The organism is Gordonia oleivorans (assembly GCF_040044975.1).
Lineage (GTDB): Bacteria > Actinomycetota > Actinomycetes > Mycobacteriales > Mycobacteriaceae > Gordonia > Gordonia oleivorans.
Window position 1 is genome coordinate 36089 of sequence record NZ_JBDZDI010000002.1, and the last position, 14526, is coordinate 50614.

Consider the following 14526-nt stretch of genomic DNA (forward strand, 5'->3'; position numbering starts at 1 on the left):
TCGCGAATCCGGGAAAGGAATCGACGTCAGCCTCACGTGAGGCGACGCGGCTCCGTCGCCTCAGGTGAGGCTGGTGTGCCCGACGACGCGCCATTCGCCCGCCGCGTAGTAGGTCGTGTACCCGTTCGGTTCGACCACTTTGAGCACCCCGCCGTTCTCGATGGTCAGGTCCGCGGACTCGTACTCGTGATCGCGGCCTCCGGTCAGGACGAGCTTCACATTCTGCGCCATGGCAGTCGAGCCTAGAGTGACCGATGGTCGCCCGCCCTGCGAGCGAACGGTTTTGTCGGTGGCCGTCTCTACAATGATGGTCAGATCGAAGAGAGCTTCGACGGTCATCTTGTTCGAGGGGGCGAGGAGTGAGCAGCATTCCATGGAGCGCGCGGATTCGTGGGGATGTGCGCGATGCGTTGCTGAAGCAGGGGCCGTCGCCGTGGCCGGGTCTACCCAGCTCGTTTCTGTTCGGGGTGGATCCGGATCGGTTGGATCAGCATTCGATCAACGAGGTGCTGGTCGCGATGACCGAACTGGACCGCTGCCGTTCCTATATGGCGTGGCTGGACTCCTACTTCACCGCGTATGTGGTGAGGTGTCTGACCGACCGCCCGTTGGACGAGTCGGCGGAGTACGCGCAGATCACGGCCGAACACATCTCCCGGACCCGGAATCTGGCAATGGTGACCACCCGCAGGCTGGTGGATGAGGCGATCGTGATGGCCACCCGCCTGCCCAAGACGGGGCGGGCATTACTCGAAGGCCGGATCAGCCACAGTCAGTTCCGGACCCTGATCGATCGCACCAACCTGCTCGATCCGGGACCGGCCTTGCATCCGAACACCGCCCTGGTGGACGCGGCGATCGCCGAGCGGTTGTTCAGCCGCCAGGGGCAGTGGCCGGCGACGAGTTTGCGGGACATGGTCGACAAGATCGTCTTCCAACACGCCCCGGACGCTGTCCGGGAACCGCGGAAGCGGAACCTGGACAAGCGGGCTGTGTTCACTCATTTCGAGGGCGACGGGACCGGGGAGATCACCGGGACCATGTCCGCGGAGAACATCACGATCGCGGAGAAGACGATCGCCGCCCTGGCCGATTGTGCCTGCCGGAAGGATCCGCGGACGCGGCGGCAACGTCAGGCCGATGCCATGTACTCGTTGTTGTCGGGGACGCAGTTCGCGTGTGAGTGCGGGCGTGAGGACTGTTCCGCGGTGATCCCGGAGCCGGGCTGTATTCCGGATGTGCAGATCGTGTTGCACGTGATTGCCGATGAGACCACCGCTGCGGCGATCGAGGAACGCCAGCGACAACAAGAACAGCACGAGCAGGAGCAGTCTGCGGCCGCCGACAGCGAATCCGATAGCAGTGCAACCGAATCCGTGGTCCAGTCACGGCGTCCGGAACCGGAACCCGAGTCGATGCCCACACCTGAGCCGGTCGTGGAGGCCGACGCGGGTGCGGCACAGATGTCGCTACTCGACGAGAGCGGTCCCTCTGACGCGGACACTGCAGACGTGGAACAGGCACCAGAACCCGAGTCTCGCACCGAGCCCGAGCCCGAGTCGGACGCCGACGTGGGCGTGGCGCGGATGTCGTCGCGTATGGAGAGTCCTGAGGTGAACGCTTCTGACGGCGAGGGCACTCCCGATGCGGCCGTCGTCGACACCGGCGGCGACTCATGCGGTGAGTCGCCCTTGTCCGGCGCTCAGAAGTTCATTCAGCGGTTGCGCCGCGATACCGCGCGCTCCAGCGAGGACGCCATCGAGTGGTTGGTGAACGCGGAACGCCGAGCACAGGAAACGGCGGCCACCGGCGCGGACACCGCACCCACCGACACCGAATCAGGCTCTGCCGAAACAGTTTCGGCCGACGACACGCCTCTCGGCGGCAACCTCGGCTACCTCGTCGGGCAGGGCGCGGTCATCCCCGAACAGTTCCTCGATCTGATCAGCCGATACCCGACCACGATCCGACGACTGGTGCCCAGGGCGTCGATCCCGAGGACGTCGAACTCCCGTCGGCGTTGCCGTCAGATCCGTACCGACTGTCGACGGCATTGGACACATTCATCCGCATCCGCCACGGCGAATGCGTCATCCCCACCTGCCGGGATAGTGCCTCCGACGGCGACTGCGATCACGTACACGAGTACGACCACGAGCACCCCGACCGCGGTGGGCAGACCACCCCCGACGGGCTGAACGCGAAGTGCCGTGGGCATCATCTGCAGAAAACGCACTCCCGGTGGCTCGATGACCAGTACCGCGACGAGAACGGCCGACTGGTCACGATTTTCACCACCCCGGAAGGACTCAACATTCCGGGGCCGGCGGAAACCCTCGAAGACTTCTTCGGCGGGCTACGCCGCTACCGGTTCGCCGACCCACCCGCGGCGCCACCGACACCCCGGGAACCGGGCGTGATCCCGACCAGTAAGCGGGATCGGCTCGCCGCCAAATATGAACGGCGACGCCGTGAACGGGAACGCAACCGGGCCCGCATCAGCGACGGCGTGGATCCGCTGAACCCGCCACGCCCACGACGACGCAAGAAGCGATACCCCGTCGTGCCCGATGACGGCGCACCACCACCCTTCTGAGGGTGAGGCCGCAACCGCGGTCGGTTCGGGGGTGTGGTTAGCCGATTCCCGGAATCTGCATGGGCAGACCGGGTATCGGCTGCCGGGTGGTCGTGGTCGACGCCGCGCCGCGGTTCGGCGTGCCCGACGGCCGAGTACTCGACGGCGTGCTCGCACGGGAGCCCGCGCGCGGAGGGGCGGTCGGCGTCGTCGTGCTCGCCGACGGAAGGGTGGCGTTGTCGCGGTTGAGCTGCGCGCCACGCCCCGTGCCGGTGGTGTCGTCTTCGGTGAAGCACATCGAGCGAATCACGTTGTGGAAGTTGACAAGTCCATAGGTGAGGGGAAGTGCGGCGACGGCACCGATGGCACGAGTCGGGGAGAGGAAACCGACGGTCGGACTGCCGAAGATCTCACCTTCGGCGAGACCGCCGACCGTGGTGAACAGGTACAGCGACAGGTAGTACGAGTAGTACGCGGCCGTGAGCGACTTGGTGACGGTGAGGTCGGCGACGCTGACCGTCTCCAGCGGGTTGTCCCCCTGATCGAGGTTGTGCTTGAGGCCGATGACGATGTCGAGCGGCGCACCGCCGACGTACGGGATCAGGCTGCCCAACAGCGAGGCGGCGCCCTCGAGCTGCGTGAAATCCGCGGGATCGGCAGGAATCAGATTGTGCGGAATCCGAGTTGTCTTCATCCGCGCCAGGATCGCATCGGTTTCGCGTGCGACCTGCGTCCTCTGCGCGTCGGTGGTCGCGGTGCTCTGCACGTAGTCGCGGGTGCGGGTCACGATGCGGCTCAGCGGGACGTTACCCACGGCGTCACAGGTCTCGTTGTCGGCCAGCGAGAGCTGATTGGCCACGCTTCGAATAACCGCGGGAATGTCGATGTCGTAGGTGACGTCCTCGCTCGGGCGGCCCGCCTCGGCTCGCTGGTCCTCGGTCACCCGAGCCACGCACTGGTTCATCACCATGTTCGAGATGGCCTGATAGGTGTACTGCGCACCGAGCGCCCCACCCTGGACCGCGATCTGCAGGATCGTGTTGTAGGTCAAGTAGCCCTGGAAGCTCGCGAGCGACGTGCCTTCGAGGGGACTGCCCAGGAACGGCGTCAACTGCAGCGCGAACTTCGTCGGCGCGATCACCGTCGCGAACAGGTACAGCCACGCCGTCTCGACCGCCTGCGCGAGAGTGATGTTGCCGACCGGAATGGCCTCACCCTCCTGGCCGTCCTTGATCTTCAACAGCTGCATGACCATCCACTGCGAGATCGGTCCGCGGTACTTCAGCGATGGATCGTCGGTGTCGGCGCCGAGTGCCATCGGGTTGTCGGAGATGGCCAGGGTGGAGACGTTGAGCCGCTTCATATCCCGATGTGCGGCATCGCGAGCGGCGTAGGCGTTGGCCCGCAACTGCGGCGGCAACGAGGGGAGAAGTGACTCGAAGAGGGAATCGTAGACCACCGACATCGTGGTGAACTCGCCGCTCACGCACACGGTGGCCTGACCGCGGTTCTCATCCAGCGGCCGCAGCAGCGACCGCGGGCTCGCCGCGATCCGGTCGATGCGCTCCTGGAAGGTCTCGGCCGGCTTGGTGGCCGGCGTCCTCGGCGGTGCGGTCTGCTTGGCGACCGGTGTCGGGACCGGGGCGAGGGCCGGGCTCAGGACGGCGGCCGACCCGTTCGACGTGAAAGCGCTGGCCGAGAACGCCGTCAACGTGGCAACCGCGGACACCCGGACAAACCACGTCTTGCCCCGCCCCGACCGCTGACCCCGCATCGAACCCACCACTGCCACCTGCACTCCTCAGCCTCCCCGGTGCGCTGGGAGGACACGGACGAGCCGTCCACGCGCACCACGACACCGTCGCCACGCAACCTCACGACGGTCAGAATCTGAGGAAAAGTTAGCATAACCTTGCCTGAACGAAAGGATCGTGAGCAGGATCACCGTCGCATCCGGTAACGCCGTTCGTCAACGTTGGTTGACGATCATGGCCGCGACGTGCACGATGAGGGGCATGCAGACAGGAATCGGCACCGGGGATTCCGGCGACCCCGACAACCCGGTATCAGCGTTGGCAGAGGTTGCCGACCGTCGCCGACAACTCGTGCGCGACGAAGAGGTCGCCGTCCGCCGCGCTCGGACAGCAGGTCTGTCCTGGGCGGAGATCGGCGTCGTACTCGGTGTGTCCAAGCAGGCGATGCACAAGAAGTATCGGCGGGTCGGTTGATGAGTGATCTTCCGCTGCAGTCGAAATCCGTCGTCGATGCCCTGGGTGCCGACCTGCGCGACGCCGGGTATACCGCCGACGGGGTGTCGGAACTGCTGGGCGCGGAGGCGAATGACGCGCTGGGTCGCGGGGTCTGGTGGCCCGCGCTGCGCGCCACCGGCGCCGGGAGTGGACGTGCCTCGCTCGCCGCGCTGGTGCGACTATTCCTCCTGGGATCGGATGAGCCGGAAACTGCTATGGCACAGGCTTTTCCGACGACGGGCGTCGAGGATCTCGTCTCCGGGGGTGTGATCGAACGCGTTGCCGGCGGCCGCGTGCGTGCGGTGCTGGACATCCGGCCGCACGCCGACGACGTCCGGGATTATCTGGCCGTGTCCGACCAGGACGCGGCCATGCGGTCCGGGCCGGTGGCCCACGACCACGTCCTGGGGATCGGTGGTGCGTCGATCTCGTTGGCGCGCGCGGTGATCCGTGATCCGGTCGAGACTGCGCTCGACCTCGGCACCGGGTGCGGGATCCAGGCGCTGCATCTGGACGCGCACTGCGAGTCGATTGTGGCCACCGACACCAACCCGCGTGCGCTCGCCCTGGCGGCAGCAACGGCGCGGCTCAACGGAATGGATTGGGATCTGCGGGCCGGCAGCCTCTTCGAACCGGTGGCCGGTGAGCGGTTCGATCTGGTCGTGTCCAACCCGCCGTTCGTCGTCGGGGCCGGTGGGCAGGACTACATTTACCGGGATTCGGGGATGGCCGGAGATATGCTGTGCGCCAACCTGATTCGGCAGTTGTCGGATCATCTGACCGACGGTGGTACGGCACAGCTGCTGGCGAACTGGATCGTGCGCGACGGTACGGACTGGCGCGACCGGATCGTGGGCTGGCTCGACGGAACCGGACTCGACGCGTGGGTGGTGCAGCGTGAACTCGCCGACCCGATCAGCTACATCTCGCTGTGGCTCTCCGATGCCGGCGAAGACCCGGAGCACATCGCCCGCCGCGGGTCGGACTGGCTGGACTGGTTCGCCGAGGAGAAGATCACCGGCATCGGGATGGGTGTGATCACCCTGCGCCGCAACGGCCGCCGGATCCCGGACCACACCATCGAGGAGATCACCGGGGCGGGTGAGGAGGTGACCGGCGAGGAGGCGCGCGCCTTCCTGGATCGGCGCGACTACCTGCTCGGACACGACGACGCGCATCTGCTGGCGGCGCGGTTGCGGACCGCGCCGATCTTCCTCGAATCGCAGTCACTACCCGGCGACGACGGCTGGCAGGAGATCGGGTCGTCGGTGCGGCGGCCCGGCGGGCCCGGCGCCGTTCTCGGCGTCGACGAGGTGTCCCGCGCACTGTTGGCCGGGTGCCGCGGTCAGGTACCCCTCGGCACGCTGATCGATCTGCTCGCCGCCGTCCACGACGTCGACGCCGACGCGCTGGCGCAGGCGGCGCTCCCGGTGATCCGCGAGGCGATCGGCCGCGGAATCCTGTTCGAGACACGCTGATCCGCCGGCCGGCATTCTGGGCGGAATGTCGTGTTCGGAGGCAATGGTCACCCAGTGTTCACCTCGTGTGCGACCGCCTGATGCCGAGTGATCCATCGCGCTTCGTGAGGTGAGTGCGACAGCGGTACGACGGGTCGATCGGAGGAATCATGGTGCGTCCGAAGTGGACACAGATCATGGCTGCGGCGGTGGCGGCGGTGGCATTGATGGCGCCGACGGTGGCGACGCACGCCCCGGCCGCCGCCGCTCCGGCATGCACGTTCACCTCGACGGCCGTCCCGGCGTCGACGGGATTCACCGCGGCGCAGAAGTCCGACCCGTTCACCACCGCGGCACCGGCCAATCACATCGCCATCCTCGACGGGTTCTCGCGCACGTCGCCGCTGATCCGGCAACAGAACCTCGCGGAGACGGTGGCCGTCAACACCACCGCCTCGCCCGCGACCGCGCGGTATGCCGTCGACGACAACTACGCGATCGAGGGTCCGGCCATCTTCAACGCCCTCGGATCGCAGCTGGCGCCGGCGTTCTCGGCGGCGCTGCGGGCCGGACAGTTACCCAAGACCTCCGAACTTCTCCTGGGCGAGGAGTCGATCGCCGGTGAACGCATCAGCACCACCAAGGAGAAGAAGTACTTCCAGTACCCACGCCCGTTCGAGGTTGCGCCCCAACTCATCCGCCGATACGGGGACGGTCGCCCGGACCTCTACGCCGCGGTCAAGGGCAGCGGCTCGTATCCGTCCGGACACACGACCTGGGGGTACACCCAGGCATTCCTGATCGCCTCGATGCTGCCGGAGGTCGGTCCGCAGATCCTCGCGCGTGGCGCGGAATACGGCTATCACCGCATCGTCCTCGGCGTGCACTACCCGCTCGACGTGATGGGTGGCCGGATGCTCGCCCAGGCCACCGCCTCAGAACTGCTCGGCGATCCCGGATTCGCCGCCCTGTTCGCCGCCGCCCGCACCGAATTGCGTGGCGTGCTGCAGGCCCGGGTGGGCGCACCGATCGGCTCCGTCGCGGCCTGCCAACAGCCGTGGGAGCCGACGGCGACGGCGCTGGCCGACTACCGGCAGCGGGCGAGCTACTCCTTCCTGCCGACCGGTGACACCGCATCCGCGCTCACCGTGCCGGCCGGGGCGGAGAACCTCATTCGTGCCGCACACCCCGGGCTGAGCACCGCCCAGCTCCGAAACATCCTGGCCCGCACCGCACTTCCGGCAGGCTATCCGCTGGACAAGTCCGGGCCGACCGGGGGATGGCAGCGCCTGGACATCGCCCGCGCCTGGGTCACCCGCTGACCCGACACCCACGAGCTGTCACCCACTGACGCGCGCGCTCACCCGAAGGTGGCGTCGAGAGCCCCGATGAGATCGGCGATCAGATCGTCGGCGTCCTCGAGTCCGACCGAGAACCGCAGATGGCCGAACGTGCGGAACGGCTCCGGATAGGCGGCCACCCGCGGGCCATCGGTGCCGACGTGAACGATGAGCGACTCGTCGTGGCCCAGGGAGACCGCCGAGGTGATCACCCGGAGGTGGGAGACGAAGCGGTTCTGGGTGGCCGGATCGCCGTCGACCGCGAACGCCATCATCGCGCCGAATCCGCGGCCACCGAACTGGCGTGCGGCGAGCTCGTGCTGCGGGTGCGACGGGAGGCCGGGGTAGGCGACGAAGGCCACCCGGGGATCACCCGCGAGGACCGCGGCGACGCGCTCGGCGGTGCGCTGATGCTGGCCGAGCCGTAGCGGCAACGTGATCGAGCCGCGTTCGATGAGCCAGGCGTTGAACGGGGAGATGACCCCGCCGACGTCGACCATCGCCTCGCGTTTGATCTGCCCGATGCGCTCGGCATCGCCGATCACGGCTCCGCCCATGGCATCTCCGTGCCCGTTGATGTACTTGGTCAACGAATGCACCACCAGGTCGGCGCCGTCGTCGAGCGGGCGATACAGCGGCGGCGGGGTGAAGGTCGAATCAACCAGTAGGACGGCGCCGGCGTCGTGGGTGAGCGTCCCGAGGGCGCAGATGTCGGCGACCTTGGTCGTCGGATTGGCGATGGCCTCGGTGATCACCATCCGGGTCCTCGGCCGCATCGCCGCGGCCACCGCGTCGAGATCGGTGATGTCGACGAAGCTCGCCTCGATCCCGTACTTGCGGGGGAGTAGTTCGGTCCACAGCTTCCACGTCGCCTCGTAGGTGGTGTCGGACACCACGACGTGGTCGCCGGCGGCGACGAAGGTGAAGAACACCGCATGCAGCGCCGCGACACCCGAGGCGAGGGCCACGGCGTCCTCGCCGTGGTCGAGGACCGCCAGTTTCCGTTGTAGGGCAATCTGATTGGCGCCCGAATTGCGGGTGTAGAGCAGGTCATCGGTGCCCGACCAGTCGACCGCCTCCGGATTCGGGGGCAGGTGATAGGAGTTGGCCATGGTGATCGGTGTGCGGATCGCGGCGCCCCGGGTGTCGTTGCCGGCGTGGACGGCAGTTGTCATGTCACCGGCGGTGGCGATCACCTCGTCGCGCCCGCCGTTCATGACGGAGATCCGGCGGAGACCGAGCGGCGAACCGACGAATGTGTGGCGGCGGACGCGACACCGACGGGCCGCACCGCCGGTGCGGGCATCTTCCGCGCGATGGCCGTGGTGATCGGCGCGGCGAGAATCGCCGGCAGACGATGCAACTTGTCGACGTGGCAGGCGCGCCGGAACTCCGCCCACGCCCAGCACGCTCCGAACACTCCGACGGCGATCACCGTCATCGACCACGTCGACCACGGCCGATCCAGGATCATGATCGGCACGACGACCAGACCCAACGACTGGATGACATAGGAGTCCAGACTCCGGGAACCCGACAACGCCAACGGTCGCAGCCAGTCGCGATGCCACTGGGCGAGGAAGACGCGGAAGACGCCATAGACCACCGGAACGACGACCCAGGCGCCGACGACTCGCGCCACACCCAGGTCGAGCTTGTCGCCCAGCGCCGGTTCGAAGGCGGCGAGGGGGCCGTCGATCACCAGGAAGTGCATCGCCGCGGCCACTGTGGCGGCCACCAGGACCAGCAGTGGCAGGTGGCGTTCGATCCTGGTCGCGAGGTGCCACCGCCGCCAATTCCACCCGATCGCGAGGGCGGGCACGAACAAGACCTGCCAGGCCGCCCAGTTCTGGATCCGGGGCGCGGTCATGTCGGCGGTGAGATAGAACCAGTCCGGCGGATTGGTCTGGGCGAGTACGTACAGTCCGATCGACGCGGCGACGACCGCCGCCCACCACCCGCGCGCCAGCAGCGGCAGGACGGCGAAGGCGGAGGCCATCAGGACCATGTACATCAGCAGGATGTTCCCCCCGCTCGGCAGGTACGCCATGGTGACCGACGCCCAGATGCCCTCGGCCCACCCATCCACCGGCAGCAGCCAGGTGAGGCGGAAGTAGCCGGCCATCCCCGCGGCCACCGCCACCAGCGCGATGGTGAGCTGGCAGACGTAGAGGACCGCGAGGCGCGCGGCGAGTTTGCCGAAGGCGAACCGCATGCCGTGTGCGTCGATCCAGCCGTGATGGACCAGCCCGAGGATGAACCCGGACACGAGGACGAACACACTCATGCCGTCCACATAGGGGAAGGCATGGGTGGGCATGGCGATCTTGGCGCCGTCGGCGAAGTGGGCGGTGATCATGCTCCAGATCGCCAGGCCGCGCGTCACGTCGATGGCGAGGTCCCGGTTCATCGCCCAGAGATTAGGTGGGCGCACCGCCGTTTCGACGACGGCGCGCCCACCGAGTCCCAATCGTCACATTTGCCACTTCGGTAACAGGAGTCTCACGTGTCCCACGGATGCGGAACCGACCGACGATCAGGTGTACAGGTCGGCGATCGCCATCTTGTAGGTGTCGCTGATGACGTTGCGCTTGAGCTTCATCGTCGGCGTGAGCTCGCCGGATTCGATGGTGAAATCGGACGCGAGGATTTCGAACTTCTTGATGGCCTCGGCCTTGGACACCTTCGAATTCGCCTCCTCGACGGCAGCGTCGATCTCGGCGCGCAGCGCCTCGTTCTTGATGAGGTCGGCCATCGGGGTGTCGGCGGGCAGGTGGTGGCGCTCCAGCCACCCCGGCGCCGCCTCCGGGTCGATGGTGATGAGTGCGCCGATGAACGGCTTGTTGTCGCCGACCACCAGGCACTGGCTGACCAGCGGATGCGCGCGGATCGCGTCCTCGAGCTGGGCGGGGGAGACGTTCTTGCCGCCGGCGGTGACGATGATCTCCTTCTTGCGGCCGGTGATGAACAGGAACCCGTCGTCGAGATGTCCGATGTCGCCGGTGTGGAACCAGCCGTCCCGGATCGCGTCCGCGGTGGCCTGGGCGTTGTGCCAGTAGCCGGTGAACACCACCGGACCCTTGAGCAGCACCTCGCCGTCCTCGGCGATGGCGACGCTGACGCCGGGCACCGGCCGCCCGACCGAACCCACCTTCTGGTGGTCCTCGTTGTTGGCGGTCACCGCGGCGGTCGTCTCCGAGAGTCCGTAACCCTCGTACACCGGGATGCCGACGCCACGGAAGAAGTGACCGAGCCGGGCGCCGAGGGGGGCGCCGCCGGAGATGGCACCCTCGCAGTTGCCGCCCAGCGCGGCGCGCAACTTCTTGTACACCAGCACGTCGAACAGCTTGTGCTGCAACGACAACACCAGTCCGGCCGAACCGTTCTCGGTGGCCTTGCTGTAGGCGATGGCGGTGTCGGTGGCCCGATCGAAGATCGATCCCTTGCCGCCGTCGTAGGCCTTCTGCTTGGCCGAGTTGAAGACCTTCTCGAACACGCGAGGGACCGACAGGATGTAGTTGGGCTTGAAGACCGCGAGGTCGTTGATCAGATTCGGGATGTCGTTGGTGTGGCCGAGGATCACGCCGTTCTCGACACACCCGACGGCCACGACGCGTGCGAAGACGTGGGCCAGCGGCAGGAACAGCAGGGTGGACTTGCCCTCGACCAGACCGGCGCCCACCGCGTCGCGGGTGGCGGCGCACTCGGCCAGGAAGTTCGCGTGGGTGAGCACGACGCCCTTGGGCCGGCCGGTGGTGCCCGAGGTGTAGATCAGGGTCGCGGCGTCGGAGGACAACTGGTTCGCGTGTCGCTCGTCGAGAACGTCGTCCCCGAGCTTCTCGCCCCGCTTGCTCAGCTCGGCCAGTCCGTGGCGGTCGATCACCAGGGTCTCGCGCAGCGGATCGGGGGCGAGGATGACCTCCTGATGCTTGGTGAACTGCGCCTCGGATTCGATGATCAGAAGTGTGGTGCCGGAGTTCTCGACGATGTATTGGACCTGATCGGTGGCCGAGGTCTCGTAGATCGCGACGGTGACCGCGCCCGCCCGCCAGATCGCGTAGTCCAGGACCGTCCACTCGTAGCGCGTCGACGACAGGATCGCGACGCGATCACCGGCCTGCACACCCGAGGCGATGAGTCCCTTCGCGACGGCATCGACCTCGTCGGCGAAGTGCTTGGCCGTCACCGTGATCCAGGTTCCGGACGCGCGCTTCTTGAACAGCGGCATGGTGGGCCGCTGTTCGCGGTAGCGCAAGATCGCATCGACCGTCGTGGCCTTGTCGTCGATGGCGAGGTCGGACGGGGTGGTGTATTCCTGCATGACGCTCCTGGGTGAATACGTGTGGTCGAATACGGGTGATCGAATGCGGGCATTTCGGGCAGACGGTGCGAGTCACATGACCGCTGCGTAGTGGTGAGTGGCACCGAGGGTATCAGTAACCCGGTGGCGCCGATCACAGTGCGCATCGACCGTCGCGAACTCGGAGAAAACCGATGTCAGCACGGCCAAACCGCCGCAGATAAGGACTCTGGCCGTCGCGCGCATTACAGTTATCTCGATGAACGGGACACGCAGACCATGACCGATCAGCCCGACACCGATTCGCCGTCGATCAGCTTCGACGACCTCGACATCGACGACCGCGTACGCAGCGCGATCGCCGAGGTCGGCTATGAGACCCCGTCGCCGATTCAGGCGGCCACCATTCCACCGCTGATGTCCGGCCGCGACGTCGTCGGACTCGCCCAGACCGGCACCGGCAAGACGGCCGCATTCGCCATCCCGATCCTCTCGCGGATCGATCCGGCGCTGCGCCGTCCCCAGGCACTCGTCCTGGCGCCGACGCGCGAACTCGCGTTGCAGGTCGCCGAGGCATTCGGCAAGTACTCGGCGCACATGCCCGACGTCCGGGTGCTACCGATCTACGGCGGCCAGAGCTACGGCGTGCAACTCGCCGGGCTCAAGCGCGGCGCCCAGGTGATCGTCGGGACCCCCGGCCGCGTCATCGATCACCTCGACAAGGGCACCCTCGACATCTCCCAACTCGAGTACCTGGTGCTCGACGAGGCCGACGAGATGCTCACCATGGGCTTCGCCGAGGACGTCGAACGCATCCTGGCCGAGACCCCCGACGACAAGCAGGTGGCGCTCTTCTCGGCCACCATGCCCAGCGCCATCCGCCGGCTGGCCCAGCGGTACCTGCACGATCCGCAGGAGATCACCGTCAAGGCCAAGACGGCGACGGCGCAGAACATCACCCAGCGCTACCTACAGGTGTCCCATCAGCGCAAACTCGACGCGCTGACCCGTTTCCTCGAGGTCGAGTCCTTCGACGCGATGATCGTCTTCGTCCGCACCAAATCGGGCACCGAGGAACTCGCCGAGAAATTGCGCGCACGTGGCTTCTCGGCCGTGGCCATCAACGGCGACATGGTGCAGGCGCAGCGTGAGCGGACCATCAATCAGCTCAAGGACGGCACGATCGACATCCTGGTCGCCACCGACGTGGCCGCCCGCGGACTCGACGTCGAGCGCATCTCCCATGTCGTCAACTACGACATCCCGCACGACACCGAGTCCTATGTGCATCGCATCGGCCGCACCGGACGCGCCGGCCGATCGGGCAACGCGCTGCTGTTCGTCTCGCCGCGGGAACGTCACCTGCTCCGGGCGATCGAGCGGGCGACCCGGCAACCGCTCACCGAGATCGGATTGCCGTCGGTCGAGGACGTCAACGCCCAGCGGGTGGCGCGCTTCGCCGACTCGATCACCGAGAACCTCGGTTCGGACAACCTCGACATGTTCCGCAAACTCGTCGAGGACTACGCGCGTGACAAGGACGTGGCGATGGCCGACATCGCCGCGGCGCTGGCGCTCGAGACCCGCGACGGCGGCTTCCTGATGGCACCCGACCCGCCCGCGGGAGAGCGGCCCGAGCGCCGCGAACGCGCCCCGCGCAAGGGCGGCGGCGGATTCGCCACCTACCGCATCGCGGTGGGCCGCAAACACAAGGTGTCGCCCGGCGCGATCGTCGGCGCGATCGCGAACGAGGGCGGACTCACCCGGGGTGATTTCGGCAACATCAGCATCCGCGACGATTTCTCGCTGGTGGAACTGCCCGACAACCTCGATCGCGAGACGCTGGAGTTGCTGCGCAACACCCGGATCGGCAAGAACCCGATCGATCTGCGCAAGGACATGGGCCCCCCACGTGGTCGGGGCGGCAACAAACGCGCAGGTCAGGGGCAGCGTGGGCGCGACGGTCACAACTCCCGCGGGGACGGCTGGGGTAAGCGGGGTTCGCGTCACGTCGCCGGACGGCCGCGGAACTGACCCACTGACCCGGCGATCCGCCACCGGCGGCTCCGGCGTGTCCGGGTTGAGGCGATGTTGGGCGTTTCGAGATTTTTCCGTAACCTTTGTCGGGGGATCGCGGGCGACCGTGTTCGCGCCCCCCGGTCTGATACATCTCAGCCGTACACATCTCAGCAACATCAGGAGTGAGTCCCCAGTGTCAGTGGTGGATCCCATCTCGGCAGCCGAAGCCATGTCCCACACCCGCCGCGGCGATGCCGTGGTCCTCGACGCGCGCCCGCAGGTCGTGCGGCATCAGGGGAGCCTGCCCGGAGCGGTCGTCGTCGAGCCGACCGACGTCCGCGAGCGCCTCGCGCCCACGCCGTCGGGCACCTTCCCGGTGATCGGTCACCCCGACACCGAGATCAACGTGGTGTCGGTCTCGTCACAGGCGCCCCGCATCGCCGAACAGATCGCCGACCTCGGCTACACCAACGTCCACTACATCGACGGTGGCTACCGGGCGCTGCGCAGCAACCCCGGATCGTAATCGCGCGTCCTGCCGCCCCGGCGGCGGCTTGATAGCGTGATGGGTCAGACCCGACCGGAG

The 14526-nt window shown here is 67.3% G+C and carries 12 protein-coding genes; 7 read left to right on the forward strand and 5 right to left on the reverse strand.

Features of this window, described 5'->3' with window-relative positions; all coding sequences use genetic code 11:
* Positions 1–60: 60 nt before the first annotated feature.
* Complete coding sequence (locus tag ABLE92_RS03655; RefSeq protein WP_348803269.1) at positions 61–339, reverse strand: hypothetical protein; 279 nt, start codon at positions 337–339, stop codon at positions 61–63.
* Positions 340–359: 20 nt separating this feature from the next.
* Between ABLE92_RS03655 and ABLE92_RS03660 the strand changes: the two genes are divergently transcribed.
* Together ABLE92_RS03660 and ABLE92_RS03665 are read left to right on the forward strand one after the other, a co-directional pair.
* Complete coding sequence (locus ABLE92_RS03660) at positions 360–2198, forward strand: DUF222 domain-containing protein (protein ID WP_348803270.1); 1839 nt, start codon at positions 360–362, stop codon at positions 2196–2198.
* A 218-nt stretch (positions 2199–2416) separates the two neighbouring features.
* The gene (locus ABLE92_RS03665) at positions 2417–2596 is read left to right on the forward strand and encodes a hypothetical protein (RefSeq protein WP_348803271.1); all 180 of its coding nucleotides are present in this window, start codon (positions 2417–2419) and stop codon (positions 2594–2596) included.
* Between the two features lie 37 nt (positions 2597–2633).
* Here the strand turns inward: ABLE92_RS03665 and ABLE92_RS03670 are convergent, their stop codons facing one another.
* Positions 2634–4367: a hypothetical protein gene (locus tag ABLE92_RS03670; RefSeq protein ID WP_348803273.1), complete on the reverse strand. Its 1734-nt coding sequence runs from the start codon at positions 4365–4367 to the stop codon at positions 2634–2636.
* A gap of 223 nt (positions 4368–4590) precedes the next feature.
* Between ABLE92_RS03670 and ABLE92_RS03675 the strand changes: the two genes are divergently transcribed.
* The 3 genes from ABLE92_RS03675 to ABLE92_RS03685 all read left to right on the forward strand — a co-directional run bounded on the left by ABLE92_RS03675 (position 4591) and on the right by ABLE92_RS03685 (position 7603).
* Complete coding sequence (locus ABLE92_RS03675; RefSeq protein ID WP_348803275.1) at positions 4591–4803, forward strand: hypothetical protein; 213 nt, start codon at positions 4591–4593, stop codon at positions 4801–4803.
* Positions 4803–6302, forward strand: coding sequence for a DUF7782 domain-containing protein (locus tag ABLE92_RS03680; RefSeq protein ID WP_348803276.1), 1500 nt, complete (start codon positions 4803–4805; stop codon positions 6300–6302). Before ABLE92_RS03675 ends, ABLE92_RS03680 begins: the two co-directional genes overlap by 1 nt.
* 149 nt (positions 6303–6451) lie before the next feature.
* Entirely contained in the window at positions 6452–7603 is a 1152-nt protein-coding gene (locus tag ABLE92_RS03685; RefSeq protein WP_348803277.1) for an acid phosphatase, read from the forward strand.
* A gap of 38 nt (positions 7604–7641) precedes the next feature.
* Here the strand turns inward: ABLE92_RS03685 and ABLE92_RS03690 are convergent, their stop codons facing one another.
* From ABLE92_RS03690 to ABLE92_RS03700, 3 genes are all read right to left on the reverse strand, one after another.
* Positions 7642–8838 carry a trans-sulfuration enzyme family protein gene (locus tag ABLE92_RS03690; RefSeq protein ID WP_348803278.1) on the reverse strand — a complete coding sequence of 399 codons (1197 nt, stop codon included), beginning with the start codon at positions 8836–8838 and terminating at the stop codon, positions 7642–7644.
* The gene (gene opgC / locus ABLE92_RS03695) at positions 8835–10031 is read right to left on the reverse strand and encodes an OpgC domain-containing protein (protein ID WP_348803279.1); all 1197 of its coding nucleotides are present in this window, start codon (positions 10029–10031) and stop codon (positions 8835–8837) included. The genes ABLE92_RS03690 and opgC overlap by 4 nt, the downstream gene beginning before the upstream one ends.
* Before the next feature lie 126 nt (positions 10032–10157).
* Positions 10158–11942, reverse strand: coding sequence for an AMP-dependent synthetase/ligase (locus ABLE92_RS03700; protein WP_348803280.1), 1785 nt, complete (start codon positions 11940–11942; stop codon positions 10158–10160).
* A 258-nt stretch (positions 11943–12200) separates the two neighbouring features.
* On the opposite strand from ABLE92_RS03700, the gene ABLE92_RS03705 reads away from it, so the two are divergent.
* Positions 12201–13955, forward strand: coding sequence for a DEAD/DEAH box helicase (locus tag ABLE92_RS03705; protein ID WP_348803281.1), 1755 nt, complete (start codon positions 12201–12203; stop codon positions 13953–13955).
* A gap of 178 nt (positions 13956–14133) precedes the next feature.
* On the forward strand, positions 14134–14466 hold the full coding sequence (locus tag ABLE92_RS03710) for a rhodanese-like domain-containing protein (RefSeq protein WP_348803282.1): 333 nt from the start codon (positions 14134–14136) through the stop codon (positions 14464–14466).
* Positions 14467–14526 lie beyond the last annotated feature (60 nt).